The sequence below is a fragment of the Streptomyces sp. NBC_01176 genome, from assembly GCF_045039825.1.
GTDB lineage: Bacteria > Actinomycetota > Actinomycetes > Streptomycetales > Streptomycetaceae > Streptomyces.
Window position 1 is genome coordinate 6,503,548 of sequence record NZ_CP108600.1, and the last position, 17,809, is coordinate 6,521,356.

17 protein-coding genes are annotated in these 17,809 nt (G+C 73.2%); 7 read left to right on the forward strand and 10 right to left on the reverse strand.

What is annotated here, in order from left to right; translation table 11 throughout:
- Positions 1-192 precede the first annotated feature (192 nt).
- A complete protein-coding gene (locus tag OG199_RS28050; RefSeq protein ID WP_356806205.1) occupies positions 193-432 on the forward strand; it encodes a hypothetical protein in 240 nt (79 codons plus the stop codon).
- A 68-nt stretch (positions 433-500) separates the two neighbouring features.
- The gene (locus OG199_RS28055) at positions 501-1,439 is read left to right on the forward strand and encodes an oxidoreductase (RefSeq protein WP_405831816.1); all 939 of its coding nucleotides are present in this window, start codon (positions 501-503) and stop codon (positions 1,437-1,439) included.
- A 15-nt stretch (positions 1,440-1,454) separates the two neighbouring features.
- Here the strand turns inward: OG199_RS28055 and OG199_RS28060 are convergent, their stop codons facing one another.
- From OG199_RS28060 to OG199_RS28080, 5 genes are all read right to left on the reverse strand, one after another.
- Entirely contained in the window at positions 1,455-2,219 is a 765-nt protein-coding gene (locus OG199_RS28060) for an SDR family NAD(P)-dependent oxidoreductase (protein ID WP_405831817.1), read from the reverse strand.
- 115 nt (positions 2,220-2,334) lie between these two features.
- A complete protein-coding gene (locus OG199_RS28065; protein ID WP_356806200.1) occupies positions 2,335-2,919 on the reverse strand; it encodes a TetR/AcrR family transcriptional regulator in 585 nt (194 codons plus the stop codon).
- A gap of 38 nt (positions 2,920-2,957) precedes the next feature.
- Entirely contained in the window at positions 2,958-3,329 is a 372-nt protein-coding gene (gene nirD, locus OG199_RS28070) for a nitrite reductase small subunit NirD (RefSeq protein ID WP_405831819.1), read from the reverse strand.
- On the reverse strand, positions 3,326-5,911 hold the full coding sequence (gene nirB, locus OG199_RS28075) for a nitrite reductase large subunit NirB (RefSeq protein WP_401799087.1): 2,586 nt from the start codon (positions 5,909-5,911) through the stop codon (positions 3,326-3,328). The genes nirD and nirB overlap by 4 nt, the downstream gene beginning before the upstream one ends.
- A 356-nt stretch (positions 5,912-6,267) precedes the next feature.
- A complete protein-coding gene (locus tag OG199_RS28080; protein WP_405831820.1) occupies positions 6,268-6,504 on the reverse strand; it encodes a hypothetical protein in 237 nt (78 codons plus the stop codon).
- 111 nt (positions 6,505-6,615) lie between these two features.
- Between OG199_RS28080 and OG199_RS28085 the strand changes: the two genes are divergently transcribed.
- Positions 6,616-7,398 carry a TSUP family transporter gene (locus tag OG199_RS28085; protein ID WP_356807092.1) on the forward strand — a complete coding sequence of 261 codons (783 nt, stop codon included), beginning with the start codon at positions 6,616-6,618 and terminating at the stop codon, positions 7,396-7,398.
- 51 nt (positions 7,399-7,449) lie between these two features.
- On the opposite strand, the gene OG199_RS28090 is transcribed toward OG199_RS28085, so the two are convergent.
- The 3 genes from OG199_RS28090 to OG199_RS28100 all read right to left on the reverse strand — a co-directional run bounded on the left by OG199_RS28090 (position 7,450) and on the right by OG199_RS28100 (position 10,839).
- Positions 7,450-8,094 carry a class F sortase gene (locus tag OG199_RS28090; protein ID WP_405831822.1) on the reverse strand — a complete coding sequence of 215 codons (645 nt, stop codon included), beginning with the start codon at positions 8,092-8,094 and terminating at the stop codon, positions 7,450-7,452.
- Positions 8,095-8,258: 164 nt separating this feature from the next.
- Positions 8,259-8,786: a hypothetical protein gene (locus OG199_RS28095; protein ID WP_356807088.1), complete on the reverse strand. Its 528-nt coding sequence runs from the start codon at positions 8,784-8,786 to the stop codon at positions 8,259-8,261.
- Positions 8,787-9,192: 406 nt separating this feature from the next.
- Positions 9,193-10,839, reverse strand: coding sequence for a M4 family metallopeptidase (locus tag OG199_RS28100; protein ID WP_356807086.1), 1,647 nt, complete (start codon positions 10,837-10,839; stop codon positions 9,193-9,195).
- A 261-nt stretch (positions 10,840-11,100) separates the two neighbouring features.
- On the opposite strand from OG199_RS28100, the gene OG199_RS28105 reads away from it, so the two are divergent.
- Positions 11,101-11,538 carry a gamma-glutamylcyclotransferase family protein gene (locus OG199_RS28105; protein WP_405831825.1) on the forward strand — a complete coding sequence of 146 codons (438 nt, stop codon included), beginning with the start codon at positions 11,101-11,103 and terminating at the stop codon, positions 11,536-11,538.
- Between the two features lie 70 nt (positions 11,539-11,608).
- Here OG199_RS28105 and OG199_RS28110 read toward each other — a convergent pair whose 3' ends face one another.
- Together OG199_RS28110 and OG199_RS28115 are read right to left on the reverse strand one after the other, a co-directional pair.
- Positions 11,609-13,114 (reverse strand): membrane-associated oxidoreductase, encoded by a 1,506-nt coding sequence (locus OG199_RS28110; protein ID WP_401799077.1) that lies wholly within the window; start codon positions 13,112-13,114, stop codon positions 11,609-11,611.
- A complete protein-coding gene (locus tag OG199_RS28115; protein WP_401799075.1) occupies positions 13,111-13,830 on the reverse strand; it encodes a vancomycin high temperature exclusion protein in 720 nt (239 codons plus the stop codon). The genes OG199_RS28110 and OG199_RS28115 overlap by 4 nt, the downstream gene beginning before the upstream one ends.
- Before the next feature lie 224 nt (positions 13,831-14,054).
- On the opposite strand from OG199_RS28115, the gene OG199_RS28120 reads away from it, so the two are divergent.
- The 3 genes from OG199_RS28120 to OG199_RS28130 all read left to right on the forward strand — a co-directional run bounded on the left by OG199_RS28120 (position 14,055) and on the right by OG199_RS28130 (position 17,764).
- Entirely contained in the window at positions 14,055-14,969 is a 915-nt protein-coding gene (locus OG199_RS28120) for a sirohydrochlorin chelatase (protein ID WP_356807080.1), read from the forward strand.
- Between the two features lie 62 nt (positions 14,970-15,031).
- Positions 15,032-16,405, forward strand: a complete 1,374-nt coding sequence (locus OG199_RS28125) for a deoxyguanosinetriphosphate triphosphohydrolase (protein ID WP_356807078.1) — start codon at positions 15,032-15,034, stop codon at positions 16,403-16,405.
- A gap of 93 nt (positions 16,406-16,498) precedes the next feature.
- On the forward strand, positions 16,499-17,764 hold the full coding sequence (locus tag OG199_RS28130) for an NAD(P)/FAD-dependent oxidoreductase (RefSeq protein WP_401799073.1): 1,266 nt from the start codon (positions 16,499-16,501) through the stop codon (positions 17,762-17,764).
- Positions 17,765-17,809: the final 45 nt, after the last annotated feature.

Here is a 17,809-nt window from a genome sequence, read left to right on the forward strand (position 1 = left end):
CCGGGAAACCGGGAACTCCGGCGCCGTCGACCACCATTCGACCCTCACCGGCGATCGACGGCTCCGGCGTACGAAAGAAGCGGGGCGGCACCTTGTGCGGGGTGCCGCCCCGTCGTGCGTGGCCCTGACCGGGCAAGTCGCCGCGCTCCAGTGGCGGTTGACAACCCAACCGGACCCTCGCCCGCGCCTGCTGTGGACGTCATTCCGCAGGGCCTTGTCGTCACCTCGCTCCAGGAAGTGGCCGTCGTCAAAACCCTCCTCACCGTAGGCATGATCCTCGGCTTGGTCATCGGCGGAGGGCCGGTCCGCTGGGACGGGGCCGGGGTCCCCGTCCTGCTCGCCTGCGCGCTGGGCGTCGTGATCGTGGCCGCCGTCGGCGCGTTGCCGTTGTCCGGGCGACGGATCGACCCCGAGTTGATCCGACGCGACTGACGGCACGGACGTCGGGCACCTGGTGCGGCGTACGGTGAGGAACAGACATCGGTGGAGAGAGGTCCGGCATGGCCGCGTGGAACGTGAACGACATCCCCGACCAGAGCGGTCGTACGGCCGTCGTCACCGGCGCCAACAGCGGAATCGGCTATGTGACGGCGCGTGAGCTCGCCCGGCGTGGGGCGCGGGTCGTGCTGGCCTGCCGCAGCGAGGCGCGGGGGAGCGAGGCGGGCGACCGGATCGTCTCCGAAGTGCCGGGTGCGGAACTGGAGTTCGTGCGGCTGGACCTGGGAGATCTCGACTCCGTCCGGGAGTTCGCGGCGACGTACGACCACCTGTACGGCGAGCGGCTCGATCTGCTCGTCAACAACGCCGGGGTGATGGCCCTGCCGCAGGGGCGTACCACCGACGGGTTCGAGACGCAGTTCGGGGTCAACCACCTGGGGCACTTCGCGCTCACCGGGCTGCTGCTCCCCGCGCTGCTGAACACCCCCCACGCACGTGTCGTGACCGTGTCGAGCATGATGCACGCGCTCTCCAACATCGACATCGACGACCTCGACAGCGAGCGGCCCTCCTACCGGCGCTGGATCGCCTACGCCCGCTCCAAGACCGCCAACCTGCTCTTCACCCACGAACTGGCACGCCGGCTGGACGCAGTCGGCTCCGACGTCGTGGCGGCCGCGGCCCATCCCGGGTACGCCGCGACGAACCTGCAGACCGCCGGGCCCAGGATGGCCGGCCGTAAGGGGGCCGAGCGGTTCATGGAGATCGGCAACCGGGTCTTCGGGCAGAGCCCGCAGGCGGGGGCCCTGCCCACGCTGTACGCGGCCACCGCGCCCGGTGTGCGCCCCGACTCCTTCACCGGGCCCTCGTTCGCGATGTGGCGGGGCGCGCCGGCCGAGTCCTGGCGGGCCGGCTGGACCCGCAACGACACGGCGGGCGAGCGGCTCTGGGACGTTTCCGAGCGGCTCACCGGAGTGTCGTACGACGCCCTGAAGGCCTGACCGGTCCGCCGGCGCTCAGAGCGCCCCGCCGCCGTCGACCACCAGGTCCGTGCCGACGACCGACGCCGCGTCCTCGGACGCCAGGTACAGGACGGCCGCGGCGACCTCCGCCGTCCTGGACACCCGGCCGAGCGGCAGTTCGTGCCGCACCCGCTCGACCCGCTCGGCCTCCGACTCCCCGGGGCGCAGCGACATCGTGGTGGCGGCGGCGCCGGGGCTGACGACGTTGATCCGGACGCCGTCGGCGATGTGGTCGAGGGCCGCGGCGCGGGTCAGCGCGGTGACGGCCGCCTTGGACGCGGCGTAGGCGGCGACGCCCGGGCGCCGGGTGTGCACGCCGATGGTGGAGGCGATGTTGACGATCGCGCCGCCGGACGGCTGGGTCCGCATCTGCCGGATCTGGGCCTGGAGAGCCAGGAACACGCCGGTCGTGTTGATGTCGAACTGTGCGCGCCAGTCGGCCTCCGCGAGGTCGGCGAGCGGTGTTCCGCCGTGGAAGACGGCCGCGTTGTTGACCGCCACGTCGAGTGAGCCGAAGCGGTCCACGGCCGCCCCGACGAGATCCCGCCAGTCGGCGGCGCGCGACACGTCGGCGGGCACGGCCAGCGCCTTGCCGCCGCGCGCCTCGATCAGCGCGACCGTCTCGTCCAGCGGGGCGGCGGTGCGCCCGGCGACGACGACGTGCGCGCCCTCGGCGGCGAACGCCAGGGCGGTGGTGCGGCCGATGCCGGATCCGGCACCCGTGACGAGGGCGGTCCTGCCGGAGAAGCGGACGCTCACGAGTCCTCCATTCGTCTGCGGTGTCGTACGGGATGCGTAGGTGAGGAGAGGGCAACTTTATTGACTGATCGGTTCAATATGAGGGGACGCCGAAACGCGCTGAGCGGCGGCGTGTTCAGTCGAGCAGGGTCAGTGCCTGTTCCGCGGCGTCCCGCACGCGGGCCGGGTCCGTGGACGCCTTGCCCACCACCCGCAGCCCCTGCATCAGGACCAGCAGCATGCGGGCGAGGGCCAGCGGGTCGCGGCCGGCGGGCAGTTCGCCCTGGGCCTCGGCGCGGACCAGGGCCGCGTGCAGCAGGGTTTCGAGGTGGTCCCAGTTGTGCTCGACCCGGCGCGCCGCGTCGGTGTCGTGCGGCGCCAGTTCGGTGGCCGTGTTGGTGACGAAGCAGCCGCTCAGGCGCCGTTCGCCGGTCGCCGCCTCGGTCGCGAAACGGCGGACCACCGCACGGACGGCCGGCAGGGCGGGGCCCGGCTGGGACAACTCCCGCAGCAGCTGCGGATTGCGCGCCTGCTGATAACGGTCCAGCGCCTTCAGGTACAGGTCGTGCTTGTTGCCGAAGGTCGCGTAGATGCTGGCCCGCCCCACGCCGAGGTGCTCGACGAGATCCGTCATCGACGTCGCCTCGTAGCCGCGGCGCCAGAACAGCTCCAGGGCCGACTGCAGCGCCGCGTCCGGATCGAACTCCTTGGTCCTGGCCATGCGAGGCAGCCTAGGCTTTTCCAGAACGACTGGTCAAGTTACTTGGTGTGCGCGCTGCTCCGGTGGGTCCGCACCGCGTACGTCGTGACGGTCACCGTCTCGTCGTCCAGGCACCGTCCCGACTCCAGGTCGAACCGCTGCTTGAGGAGCGGCGAGGCGACGAAGGGCCGGCCCTGGTGGGAGCCGGTCAGGCCGCGGGAGAGGACCGCCGCGCCGCTGAACGGGTCGCGGTTGTCGATGGCGTACGTCCGGCCCGTCCGGTCGCGGAAGACGGCGGCCTGACGGCCGTCCGGCAGCAGTGCGGCCACCCCCCGGCCGGGCGTGAGGGCGGACAGGTCGCAGATGGTCAACCAGTCGGCACCCAAGAGGAGTTGGACGCTCGGGGTCTGGGTGTTCCGGGGTCGGGTCATCGCTGGGCGCTTCCTTCCAGAGGGCGTCGGCCGATGGCCAGGAGCGGCAGGTCCGGCTTGATCTGGTCGCGCTCCGGGACGAAGCCGACCACCGGGTCGGGGACGCCGGGGGCGTTCACGAACGACACGAACCGGGCCAGTCGCACCGGGTCGCGGAGGGTCTGCGCCCACTCGTCGCGATAGGCGCGGACATGGGCGGCCATCAGGGAGTCCAGCTCCTCGCAGATGCCGAGCGAGTCGTGCACGACGACGTCCCGGATGTGGCCGAGGCCGCCCGGGATCCGCTCCAGCCAGGCCGAGGTGCGCTCCAGCCGGTCGGCGGTACGGATGTAGAACATCAGGAACCGGTCGATCAGACGGATCAGCCGCGCATCGTCCAGGTCCTGGGCCAGCAGGTCCGCGTGGCGCGGTGTGGCGCCGCCGTTGCCCCCGACCCAGAGGTTCCAGCCGCCTGCCGTCGCGATGACGCCGAAGTCCTTGGACCGGGCCTCGGCGCACTCCCGGGCGCACCCGGAGACCGCCGACTTGAGCTTGTGGGGTGAGCGCAGTCCCCGGTAGCGCAGCTCCAGGTCGATCGCCATCCGGACCGAGTCCTGGACCCCATAGCGGCACCAGGTCCGGCCGACGCAGGACTTCACGGTCCGCAGCGCCTTTCCGTACGCGTGCCCGGACTCGAAGCCCGCGTCCACCAGCCTGGCCCAGATCAGCGGGAGTTGCTCGACCCGGGCGCCGAACAGGTCGATGCGCTGACCGCCCGTGATCTTGGTGTAGAGGCCGAAGTCCCGGGCCACCTCACCGATCACGATGAGCTTCTCGGGGGTGATCTCGCCGCCCGGGACGCGCGGCACGATCGAGTACGAGCCGTTCCTCTGCAGGTTGGCGAGGAAGTGGTCGTTGGTGTCCTGGAGGGCGGCCTGCTCGCCGTCCAGGACATGGCCGCTCGCGCCGATGACCGGGGCGAGCGAGGCGAGGACCGAGGCGACCGCCGGTTTGCAGATCTCGCATCCGTCGCCGCCCCGGGCACCGGGCCGCCCGTAGCGGTCCAGCAGCGCCCGGTACGAGGAGATCCGCAGCGCGAGGACGATCTCGTAGAGCTCCTCGCGGGTCTGCGGGAAGCAGCCGCACAGGCCGTGGTCGGCCTCGACGCCCTGCGCCGCCAGCTCCTCGTCCACGAGCTGACCGAGGACCTTGACGCAACTCCCGCAGCCGGTACCGGCCTTGGTGCACCTCTTCACCTCCGGCACGGTGGTGAAGGCGTGTTCGGCGACCGCGTCGCGGACCGTGCCCTTGGTGACGTGGTGGCACGAGCAGACGACGGCCGCGTCGGGGAGCGCGGAGGGGCCGAGAACGGCCGGGGCGCCCGCGCCCGCCGGAAGGACCAGTTGCCCGGGGGCGATCGGCGGTACCGATCCGGTGAGGGCGCGCAGGGTGCCGTACGCGTCGGCGTCGCCGACCAGGATGCCGCCGAGCAACTCGCCGTCGCGGCCGACGACGAGCTTGCGGTACGTGCCCGAGCGCGAGTCGGCGTAGACGACGTCGAGGCAGTCGGCGGTGGTGCCGTGCGCGTCGCCGAAGGATGCGACGTCCACGCCGAGCAGCTTGAGCTTGGTGGAGAGGTCGGCACCGGTGAAAGCGGCGTCCGCGCCGGCGATCGTCGCGGCGGCCGTCTCGGCCATCTCGTACCCGGGCGCGACCAGCCCGTACACCCGGCCGTCGGACGCGAGGGCGCATTCGCCGATCGCGTACACGCGCGGGTCGGAGGTGCGGCACCGCTCGTCGACCGTGATGCCGCCGCGCTCGCCGACCGTGAGTCCGGCGTCGCGGGCGAGCCGGTCGCGCGGACGCACCCCCGCCGAGAACACCACGAGATCCGTGGCGAGTTCGGAGTCGTCGGAGAGTCTCATGCCGGTCACGGCGCCGTCGGCTCCGGTGACGATCTCCCGCGTGCCGGTACCGGTGCGGACGCTCAGACCGAGGTCCCCGACGGTGCGCAGCAGTGCCGCGCCGCCGCCCTCGTCGACCTGCACGGGCATCAGGCGCGGTGCGAACTCCACGATGTGCGTGGCCAGTCCGAGGCTCTGGAGCGCGCCCGCCGCTTCCAGGCCCAGCAGGCCGCCGCCGACCACGGTGCCGGTCGTCGCCCGCGTCTTCGCGTACTCCTCGATGGCGAGCAGGTCCTCGATGGTCCGGTAGACGAAGCAGCCCTCGGCGTCCCTGCCGGGCACGGGCGGCACGAAGGGGGCGGAGCCGGTGGCGAGGACCAGGGTGTCGTAGGCGACGGTCAGGCCGGAGCGGGCCGTCACCGTCCGTGCCGTCCGGTCGATCGTCTCGGCCGGGTCGCCGAGGCGCAGTTCGATGCCGTGCGCGGTGATGAACCCGGGGTCGGTCAGCGAGAGTTCGTCCGGGGTGCGGCCCGAGAAGTACGAGGTGAGCCGGACGCGGTCGTAGGCCGGACGGGGCTCCTCGCCCAGCACGACCACCCGGTGCGTGGCGGTGAGCCCGCGTTCGGCCAGCGCCTCCAGGAAGCGCTGGCCGACCATGCCGTGGCCGACGAGCACGATCGTGGGGGAGTCCGTGGACATCAGGAGCCTCCGTCGTCGGGGAGCGGTCGTGCGGCTTGCGGCCGGGACCCGGGCGGGCGGCACGCGGTGGCGCGGGCGGTGCTCATCGGCATCCGCGGGTACGGCGGACACCACCGAGGCACCGGCTCTTCGCGACGCCGGGTTCGTCGCGGCCCCGGGTTCGGGCCGCCGCGGGCGGGACGGGTCCCCGCGGATCCGGCACCGGTCACCGCCGGCCGCTCGTTCGAGGTCATGCCCGCAGCGTGCGATGCCGGTGTTACCCGGCCGCATCCCCGCTGTTTCCCGGGCGGAACGCTGATCTCAGCGGAGGCGGCGGCCGGTTGTGAGGGTCCCGCCCCGCGGCGGCCCCACAGGCGTCACCGGCGGGTGCCGTGGCCGGGCGTCGCGTACCGGTGGGTGCTGTGGCCGGGCGTCGCGTACCGGTGGGTGCTGTGGCCGGGCGTCGCGTACCGGTGGGTGCTGTGGCCGGGTGTCGCGTACCGGTGGGTGCCGTGGCCGGGTGTCGCGTACCGGTGGGTGCTGTGGCCGGGCGTCGGGTACCGGTGGGTGCCGTCGCCGGATGCCGTGTACCCGTGGGTGGCGTCGCCCGACACGCGTCCGCGGAGGGTGCCGGGCGGTCCCGCGGGGCTCCGGACCAGCGCCGTACCTCAGAAGACGCCCAATTCCATGGACGGCACATCCATCTCCTCCATAGGGTCGCGATCATGCCCGACATATCGCTGACCATGGTCGTTGTGCTGTGCCTCGCCTCCCTCGCGGCGGGATGGATCGACGCCGTGGTGGGCGGCGGCGGACTGCTCCTGCTGCCCGCGCTGCTCCTCGGACTGCCGGGCGGCACCCCGGCGGCGTACGCGCTCGGCACCAACAAGGCGGTCGCGATCGTCGGGACGAGCGGCGCGGCGGTGACCTACGCCCGCAAGGCGCCCGTCGACGTGCGGCTGGCCGTCCGGATCGGTCTCGCGGCGCTCGCCGGCTCCACCGGCGGAGCCTTCGTGGCCGCCGGGATGAGCACGGACGTCCTGAAGCCGGTCGTCATGGTGGTCCTGGTCGGCGTCGGGACGTTCGTCATCCTGCGCCCCGCCTTCGGCACCGCGCCCTCCGCCGAGCCCGTCCCGCCGCGCCGCGTGCTCGCCGCGATCGGCCTCGCGGGCCTCGGCATCGGCTTCTACGACGGGCTCATCGGCCCCGGCACGGGCACCTTCCTCGTCCTCGCCCTCACCGCGCTGCTCCATCTCGACCTGGTCACCGCCTCCGCCACCGCCAAGATCGTCAACTGCTGCACCAACGCGGGCGCCCTCGCGACCTTCGCCTGGAAGGGCACGGTGTACTGGCAACTGGCCGCGCTGATGGCGGTCTTCAACCTCGTCGGCGGCACCGTCGGGGCGCACACCGCGCTGAAGCGGGGCAGCGGCTTCGTCCGGGTGGTCCTGCTGACGGTGGTGTTCGCGCTGGTGGCGAACCTGGCGTACCAGCAGTGGGTGGCCTGAGGCCTGCGTTCCGGCCGGACCCGCGTCGGCCCGCCCGCGGGCGGGCCCGGGTCAGCTGCCGCCGGTGAGGTGGGCGAAGACGACCACGTTGCCCTGGTAGCCCGTCGTCCTCGAATAGCCGCCGCCACAGGTGATGACGCGCAGTTCGGGGCGGGACGCGGCCCCGTACACCTTGTCGTCGGGGAAGTCACGGGCGTCGTACACCTCGACGGCGTCGACGGTGAAGTGCGCGGTGCCGCCGTCGCGGCGCGCCACGTCGATGGCGCTGCCCTTGTGCAGGGCGCCGAGGTCGTAGAAGACGGCCGGTCCCTCGGTGTTGTCGACATGACCGGCGACGATGGCGGTGCCGCGCTCACCGGGCGTGGTGCCGGCCTCGTACCAGCCCGCGAGGTTCTTCTCCTCGGCGGGCGGGACGTCCAGACTGCCCTGGGGGGTGAGCCCGAGGCCCATCAGCGGGGCGTTCACGCCTATCGAGGGTATGCGGATCCGTTCGGGCGGGGAGTGGCGGAGCGCGGGCACGGACTGCCGGGCGGCGCTGCCGGTGCCCGACTGGGCGGCGGAGGGCTGGGGCGGCGGATGGCGCTCGGTGCCGCTGCGCACCAGCCAGACGCCCGAGCAGAGGGCGACCACGGTGACGGACGCTATGACGGTGTTGCCGACGCGGCCGGGGTGACCGGCCTTGGGTATCCGGTGCACTGGAGCCTCCTCTCGGGGGAGGCAGGGGTCCTTCCGGGCTGCCTCGGGGGTGTCGCTCGGGGGTGGGTGGGTTGGTCCCCGTCCCCCTCCGGGCCGCGAGGGGCGTCGGGCCACGGAGGGGGAGGGAACGGCGGTACCGGCGGACGGACAGCGGAGGGTGTCCGTCAGATCCCGTCGCCTCTCGCCCGGCGATGCAGGAGCCAGGTACCGCCCGCGGCGGCGACGGCCAGGGCCGCCACTCCCGCCGCGGTCCTTGTGGGGTCGGTGCCGAGTGCGCCACCGACGCCCGTGTTCACATGCCCGTGCGGCTGGACCTGGTCGCGCGACGAGGCCGCCGCCGTCATCGTCACCGTCAGATCGCCGGTGACCTGGGCGCCGTGGGAGCATTTCGCGACGATCTCGTACGTCCCCGGCTGCGCGCTGGGCGGCACCCGGAACCGGCCGACCGCGTCGTTCTCGTGCGTGCCGGCGGCGAGCATGAAGGTGCCGGCGCCGACCGCGCTGGCGTCACCCGTGGCGGCGCCGTTCGTGCCGCACGCCGCCGTGCTGACGGCGATGTCGTGACCCGGGAGCGCGGTGGAGGGGGACACCTCCAGGCTCACGGTGCTCCCGCCGTACGCGGGCACGGCGGTGAGGGCCGCGGCGGCGACGGCGAGCGCGGTACCGGTCACCAGACGGGCTGTGCGTCGCATGGTTGCTGCTCCTCCGAGGGGGCACGGCCCGCGGCACCCCCAAGTGCCGCTGCGTCGGTCGCGCCCCTGCCCTTCCGAGGTAAGTGGCATCGGTGCGGGCCCGCTTGCCGGGGAAAGGCCGGAAGTGTGGTGAACGGGTGTGGTGCGAGAGGGCCGTACGGGGGGATCGGAGAGCGTTTCGGCAGGTCAACGGTGTGCCGCGGACGTGAGGGCAGAACGGGGGCCCGAAGGGGGGAGGCCGATGGTGAACGGGTGATGGCCTCCGGCCCCGGCGGAGACGGGCGTCCGGCCTCGGCGGCACGGGCGTCCGGCCCCGGCGGCAGCACACGGCACGCGCTGCGGCAGGACACGGCACTCGCTCGCCCTCGGCGGGACCGGACGGTACCCGGGTGTACGGCCCGGCGCGTCAGCCCACGGACACGGCGGACCACGCCGCCGCCACCGCGTCGTACTCCGTGCTCCCCGCGCCGTACAGATCCTTCGCCGCGTTCAGTGTCGCCGTCCGCGCGCCCGCGTAGTCGGTCGAGGACGTCATGTAGACCGTCAGTGCCCGGTACCAGATCGCGCCGAGCTTGTCCCGGCCGATGCCGGTGACCTTGGCGCCGTCGCAGGTCGGGCTGTTGTAGGAGACGCCGTTGACGGTCCTCGCGCCGCTGCCCTCGGCGAGCAGGTACGCGAAGTGGTTCGCCACACCGGACGAGTAGTGGACGTCGAGGTTCCCCACCGACGAACTCCAGCAGTCCGCCGAGTTCCCGTCCTTGGAGGGCCGGTCCATGAAACGCAGGGCCGGCTTGCCGAACCCGGAACGCACGACCTTCTCGCCGATCAGGTAGTCACCGGGGTCGGTGGCGTTGTGCGCGTGGAACTCCACCAGCGTGCCGAAGATGTCGGAGGTCGCCTCGTTGAGTCCGCCGGACTCGCCCGAGTACGTCAGCGCCGCCGTCTTCGAGGTGACACCGTGGGACATCTCGTGACCGGCCACGTCCAGCGCGACCAGCGGGCCGAACGTCGTGCCGTCACCGTCCCCGTACGTCATGCAGAAGCAACTGTCGTCCCAGAAGGCGTTGTTGTAGCTGCTGCCGTAGTGCACACGGTTGTACGAGCCCTTGCCGTCGCCCGCGATGCCGTTCCGTCCGTGCACGTCCTTGTAGTAGTCCCAGGTCGCGTCCGTGCCGTACTGGGCGTCGACCGCGGCCGAGGCACGGTCCGCGGCCGCCCCGCTGCCCCAGTGGTTGTCGGCGTCCGTGAAGAGGGTCGCCGGGGCCCGGCTGACGCAGATGCCGAGGACGCACAGGTCCGTCTTGTTCGCCGCGTCGCCCGTGTAGGTGTTCCCCCGCGTCGGGTCCTTGAGCTGGTACGCCGATCCGGACGGAGTGGTCTCCAGCGGGACCGTGCCGCTGTAGAGCGACCTGCCGGTACCGGTCGCCGTCTCGATGCTGTCCCAGGCGTCGATCTGCCGGCCGGTGCGGGCGTCGGTCAGCACCGCGCGGGCGACCGGGTTGCCCAGCGAGTCCTGGCCCACCACATCGGTGCGCCAGGCCAGTCGCGGCGCGCCGTGCAGGGCGTCGACGACCAGCTTCGGACTGGCCGTCACCTTCTTCAGGGTCTGGCCGACGTGTGCGGCGCGCAGCGCGGTGGCGGCCAGACCGGCGGCCTTCGGCGCGGAGAGCGCGGGTGTGATGGTGGGGACGGCGAGGTCGCGGGCGGTGGCCCGGTCCGCGCCGCGGTAGGAGCCGTTCGGGGCGAGATGGACCACGAAGTCGCCGCCGAGCACCGGAAGCCGGCGGTAGGTGCGGTCGTAGCGCACATGCCGGCTGCCGTCCGCGTCGATGACGACATCGCGCACGCTGGTGCCCTCGGCGGAGGTCAGGCCCAGGCGGGCGGCCTCGTGCACGAGGGCCGCCGCCGCGTCGCCGATGGCGGTGGCCCGGCTCGGCCGGTCGGCCGCGCCGGCGGTGGGGGTGAGGGCGGTCGCCAGCAGGGCGGTGGTGGCGGCGGCCACCCCGACGGCCAGACGGGAACCTCGGGTGGGCCGTATCCGGTTCCGACTCATCGGTCTCCTCGGGGAGGCACGCTCAGGCGCGTGTGGGGGGCGCTGATGTCGGTTCAGGTTTAAAGGTCCATGACATGTCATGTCCATAGCGCATACGCGGTTGCGGCGCGTGTGGAGGGAATCGTTTCCGCGCCCTCACTAATGAGAGACGATCATGGAGACGGTGGCCGGAACATCCCCGGAACGAGCACAGGAACGACCGTGGTGACCACGTCCGGAGCGGCACCGGGACAACCCGGGAACGAGGGAGGGGAACGACTCTTGAGCGTCACGGACGGGGGACGGCTGCCCATTTTCGTCTACGGCACCCTGCGCCCCGGCGAGCACAACCACGACCTGTTCCTGCGCGGACGGACCCTGTCCGAACGGCCCGCGACGATGCGGGGGATCGTGCTCTACGACGGACCCGGGTACCCGTACGCCGTCGAGGAGCCCGCCGGTGTCGTGCACGGGGAGCTGGTCGCGGCGTTGCCCGAGACGTACGCGGAACTGCTCGGCGCGCTCGACAGGCTGGAGGAGTACGTGCCGGGCGACCCCCGCAACCTGTACGAGCGGGTGGTCCGGGACGTGACCCGCGCGGACGGCACGGCCACGCGGGCCTGGGTGTACGTGGCCGCCCCCGCCGTCACCGCCCGGCTGCGCGCCCACGGCCGGCTCGTCCCGGGCGGGGACTGGCGGGAGCGTCGGCGTACGCGGTGACGAAATCCGTCGTCGGCGCCCGGCGGAAGCGGCGCGCCGGGCGCGGTGCGCGAGCGGAGTCCGCCGTCGGCTACTGCCGGTTGAGGGAGCGGGTGACGCCCGCCGCGATCGTCGTCGCCAGGATCCAGCCGGTGGCGATCAGCAGATACGAGAGCCACTGGTACCCGCCGCGCGGCGCGAAGGCTGTCTCCTGCCCGAAGTCGACCAGGGGCAGCAGCAGGTCGAGGGTGTACACGAGGGGATTGAAACCGGGCGCCTCGGCCGGCTTCAGGGCGGCCGGGTGGTGCAGCGCGAAGGCGACCGCGCCCGTGCACAGCAGCAACAGCAGCCAGCCGGCCGCACGCATCGGCCGGAAGCCGTACCCGACGGTCGCGTCCTGCAGATGACCCCAGAACCGGGCGGGGCGTGGCAGCGTCCCGCGGTGCCGCCGGAGCTTGGCCAACTGCACCGTGCGCGCCGCGGCGTCGTCCCCCACGGTCCGGTAGGCGGTGGCCAACTGCTCGTAGGCGTACGGAAGATAACCGGACTCCTCCCGTTCCAGCAGCGGCAGCCGCAGCTCGGCGGGCAGGTGCGGGGCGAGGGTGCGGTAGCTGAGGCCGTCGATGCGCACCCGGCCGGGCCAGGTCTCCGGGGGGACGTGCAGCAGGTCCAGCTGGGAGCGGCGCAGATTGACGGTGCCCACGATCGGGGCGGCGTCGCGCAGCCACAGCTCGCCGATGACACAGCTGGTGGCCCGCAGGGCCGGTCCCCCGGGGTTCGACAGCCGGGCGTAGGCGAGATTGAGCTGGTGGGGAATCCTGGCACCGCTCAGGTTGACCCGCCCGTGGGCGCGCAGCCGCATGGCCCGCAGATCGGTGCCGACCGACAACGTCTCGGCGTGCAGCGCGGTGCCGCCCGGCGTGTGCAGCTCGGCGTCGTCGAGGTTCAACTGCCCGCCCAGGGTCGCCCCGTTCAGCCGGACCTGGCCGTGGGCGACGAGACCGACGGCCCACACATCGGTGCCGACCTCGGCGTGGTTGAGCTGGAGGGCCGGTTCCGCGGAGGCCTCCGGCGCCCCGGGATCCCGGTCCGGGGCGTCCGGGTCCGGGGGCGTGCCGAGCCGCGCCCCGTTCAGGAAGACGGCGCCCGAGATCTTCGCTCCCTGGAGCCGTACCTGCCCGCTGACACGGCAGCAGCTGAGCCGCAGCACCCCCTCCACCCGCAGGGTGCCCGCGGTGAGTCCGGGCAGCACCGAGTCGCTCAGCACCAGGTTGCGCAGCCGCGCTCCGTACAGGTTCGGGTCCTGCTCGAAGTGGCAGAACCGCAGCCGTACGGGGTGGTCTACCGTCCCGTAGGTGAGGTCCAGCCGCCCGGTGACGCGCGCCCCGCTCAGCCTCAGGCCGGCTATCTCGCCGTCCCGGGCGGCTCCGCCGATCAGCAGGGCCCGCAGCACCTCGGCGCGCACGGTCCGCTCCGGTCCCCAGGACGCCCCGCCCGCGGGGTCCTCGTCGGGGCTCTCCCGGAAGTCGACGCCCTCACCGAGCGGGAAGGCGTCCCGGACCCGGCACTCCGCGGGCGTCAGGTCGGCGGGGATCACCGCTCGCCCGCAGCCGCCAGCGCCCGCGCCACCCCGGGCTCCTTGCGCCCGAGGAACCGCGGGTCGGGCTCGAACACCACGTCCAGCAGGGCCTTGCCGGCCGCGAACACCTCGCGCGCACCCCCGTAGTACCAGGTGGCGTCGTGCTTGGCGTCGACCCCGACGCCGTACGAGCGCACCCCCGCCGCCCGGCACAGCGCGACGGCCCGCCGGATGTGGAACCCCTGGCTGATCAGCACCGCCTCGTGGACCCCGAAGATCTTCCGGGCCCGCACGCACGAGTCCCAGGTGTCGAATCCCGCGTAGTCGCTGACGATCCGGCCGTCCGGCACCCCGTGCTTCGTCAGATACGCGCGCATCGCGTCCGGTTCGTCGTAGTCCTCGCGGCTGTTGTCCCCGGTGACGAGCACGACCTCGATCCGCCCCGCCCGGTACAGCCGCGCCGCCGCGTCCAGCCGGTGCGCGAGGTACGGCGACGGTTCGCCCTCCCACAGCCCCGCCCCGAACACCACCGCGACCTCGGTCCTCGGCACGTCCGCGGTGGTCCGCAGCCGGTCGCCCGTCACGACGTACAGCCAGGTCGCGGGAAGCAGCGCCAGAACGCACAGCAGCATGATCACCTGCACCGCCCTGCGCTGCCCGGCGCGGGTGCGCGGGAGCCGCGGGAGCCGTCGGGGAAACGCTCTACGGATGCTCGGGCGCGGCAGGCGCAGCATGATCGGTGTCCCCCAGATGGCGTCGGCTCGCAGCGGCGTTCGACAGATGGGGACGCAGCGTGAGCCGGTTCGGTTCGGCGCCCTGCGGTGACCGGGGTCACCCCGCCAGGGTGACCGCGGGTGCAGGAGGCTCACGGACCGGCCGCAGGTCACCGTGAACCCCCGGAAAACACCCGTCATGCCGGTGCAACGGCGCGGCAACCTCCTACCGGCACGATCAGTCCATGACGGCGTCGCACACCCCTCACGACGAGTCCCCGACCGGCACCGGGGGCCGGCCGCTCCCGGGCGCCCCCCTCGACAGTACGGCGCAACTGATGAACGCGATCACCAGCCGGCTCGGCAGTCAGCTCAGCCTCGTCTCGCTCAACGGCACGCGGCGCCCGGCGCCCCCACCGCTCGTGCTCGTCGCGCACGGCAGCCGCGACCCGCGCGCGCTCGGCACCGTTCGCACCCTCGTCGAACGGGTCCGCGAGCTGCGCCCGCACCTGTCCGTGCGGCTCGGTCACATCGAGCTCGACGAACCGCTGCTGCCCGCCACCCTCGCCTCGATCGACACGGACCGGGACCCCCGGGCCGTCCTCGTGCCACTGCTGCTCAGCCGCGGCCACCACGTCAAGCGGGACGTCCCCGACGCCGCGGCCGCCGTCCCGGGCCTGCGCGCCCGCGTCGCCGCCCCGCTCGGCCCGCACCCACTGCTCGTCGAGACGCTGTACGAGCGGCTGGTCGAGGCCGGCTGGCGCACCCGGGCGAGTGACGCCGCCCGCCGGGCGAGCGGTGTCGTGCTGGCCGCCGCCGGCTCCCGCGACCCCGAAGCGGCCGTCGACACCCGCCGCACCGCCCGACTGCTGGCCGAACGCCTCGGCGTGCCCGTCGTGGCGGCGTACGCCTCCGCCGCCGCGCCCACCGTCCCGGCCGCCGTGCGGGCCATGGCCGCCCGTGGCCGCCACCGCGTCGCCGTCGCCTCCTACTTCACCGCGCCCGGCCGCTTCGCCACCGCCTGCGCCGAGGCCGCCCCCTGGATCGCCGCCGCGCCCCTGGGCGCCCACCCGGCGATGGCCCGCCTCGTCCTGCACCGCTACGACCAGGCCCTCGCGGCCCCCGAACCGGCCTCCGAACGCGAGCTCGCCGCCACCTGAACCGGGGCTCGCGGTGGTCCTCCGAGCCCCGATCGTCACCACCTGCGTCTACTGTCGGGTGCATGGAAGGCACCGCACCGAAGGCGTACGAGCACAGCACCGGCCACGAGGAGTACGACGAGACCGCCGTCGAGCGCTGGGCGGTCGAGCCCGACAAGCGCCCCGGACGCACCGCCTTCCAGCGCGACCGCGCGCGTGTGCTGCACTCCTCCGCGCTGCGCCGGCTGGCGGGCAAGACCCAGGTCGTCACGCCCGGCACCCTTCCCCAGGGCCTCGACGCCGCCCGCACCGGGGGGACCCTCGACCGGGCCTGGGACGCCAGCCCCCGCACCCGGCTCACGCACTCCCTGGAGTGCGCCCAGGTCGGCCGCGAGCTGGGCGCGGCCCTCGGCTGCGACCCCGACCTCGTCGAGGCGGCCTGCCTCTCCCACGACCTCGGCCACCCGCCCTTCGGACACAACGGCGAACAGGCGCTGAACGAGTTCGCGCGGGACTGCGGGGGCTTCGAGGGCAACGCGCAGTCGCTGCGGCTGCTCGCCCGCATCGAGCCCAAGCGGTTCGTGCGGTCCGAGGAGACCGGCGAGCTGGTCAGCGTCGGCCTCAACCTCACCCGCGCCACCCTCGACGCCGCCACCAAGTACCCCTGGCAGCGCGGCGCCCACCCCACCGCCCCCGAGTCCTCGAAGTTCGGGGTCTACGAGGACGACCGGCCGGTCTTCGACTGGATCCGCAAGGGCGCCCCGGCGACCCGTACCTGCTTCGAGGCCCAGGTCATGGACTGGGCGGACGACGTGGCCTACTCGGTGCACGACGTCGAGGACGGGCTGCACGCGGGCCACATCGACCCCGGCTGTCTGTACGCCGAGCCGGAGCGGCAGGAGATCTTCGCGGTGGCCATCGGGCGGTACGTGTCCGCGGAGACCGACCCCGCCGAGCTCGCCGAGGCCCTCGACCGCCTCCTCGACCAGGACTGGTGGCCGCACGGCTACGACGGATCGGCCATCGCGCAGGCCCGGCTCAAGGACGCCACCAGCCAGCTCATCGGCCGCTTCTGCCTGGCCGCCGAGGGCGCCACCCGGACCACGTACGGCCTCGGCAGACTCACCCGCTACGGCGCGGAACTGGTCGTTCCGCGCGCCGCGCGCCTGGAGTGCGCGGTCCTCAAGGCGGTCGCCGACCGTTACGTCATGCAGCGCGCCGAGCAGGAACTGCTCCGCGCCGATCAGCGGATCGTCGTCGCCGAACTCGCCGAGGCGCTCACCGCCCGCGCCCCGGACGGCCTGGACCCGCAGTTCAGGGCACTGTTCGACGAGGCGCCCGACGACCGCGCCCGCAAGCGGGTGATCGTCGACCAGATCGCCTCGCTGACGGACGCCTCGGCGCGCTCACTGCACCTCAGGCTCACCACCCGCCCCACCACAGGCGGCGGAGTGTGACCCTGCGTGGCCTGATCGGGCCACTCCCTCTTCCCGCATCACGCTGCGTGCGGGACGCTCGCATGGGGCGACATCCTTACGAGGAGGCATCAAGTGGTCGACGCGGATCAGACATTCGTCATCGTCGGAGGAGGCCTGGCCGGCGCCAAGGCGGCCGAGACACTCCGAGCGGAGGGATTCACCGGGCGGGTGATACTGATCTGCGACGAACGTGACCACCCCTACGAGCGCCCGCCGCTCTCCAAGGGGTATCTCCTCGGCAAGGAGGAGCGCGACAGCGTCTTCGTGCACGAACCCGCCTGGTACGCGCAGAACGACGTGGAGCTGCACCTCGGCCAGACCGTCGACGCGATCGACCGGACCGCGAAGACGGTCCGCTTCGGCGACGACGGCACCCTCGTCCACTACGACAAGCTGCTCCTCGCGACCGGTGCCGAGCCACGCCGCCTCGACATCCCGGGCACCGACCTCGCCGGAGTCCACCACCTGCGCCGCCTCGCCCACGCCGAACGGCTGAAGGGAGTCCTCGCCGCGCTCGGCCGGGACAACGGGCACATCGTGATCGCCGGCGCCGGCTGGATCGGCCTGGAGGTCGCGGCCGCGGCCCGCGAGTACGGCGCCGAGGTCACCGTCGTCGAGCCGGAGGCGACCCCGCTGCACTCGGTCCTCGGCCCCGAGCTCGGCCAGCTCTTCACCGAGCTGCACCGCGAGCACGGCGTCCGCTTCCACTTCGGCGCCCGCCTCACCGAGATCGTCGGCCAGGACGGCATGGTGCTCGCCGCCCGCACCGACGACGGCGAAGAACACCCGGCCCACGACGTACTGGCGGCCATCGGAGCCGCGCCGCGCACCGGGCTCGCCGAGGCCGCGGGCCTGGAGATCGCCCCCCGGGCGCACGGCGGCGGCATCGCCGTCGACGAGCGGCTGCGCACCTCCGACCCCGACATCCACGCCGCCGGCGACGTCGCCGCCTTCCCCCACCCCCTCTTCGGCACCCGGCTGCGCGTCGAGCACTGGGCCAACGCCCTCAACGGCGGACCGGCGGCCGCCCGCGCGATGCTCGGCCGCGAGACGCCGTACGACCGCGTGCCCTACTTCTTCTCCGACCAGTACGACGTCGGACTCGAGTACTCCGGCTGGGCGCCCCCGGGCACCTACGACCAGGTGGTGATCCGGGGAGACGCGGGCAAGCGGCAGTTCATCGCCTTCTGGCTGAAGGAGGGCAGGGTGCTGGCCGGGATGAACGTGAATGTGTGGGACGTCACGGAGCCGATCCAGCAGCTGATCCGATCCCGGGCCCGGCTGGACGCCGAGGCACTGGCCGACCCGCACGTCCCGCTGGACAGTCTGCTCCCGTGACCCACGGCGGCACTCGGCTGTCACCGCGCCCCCGTAGAATTCACC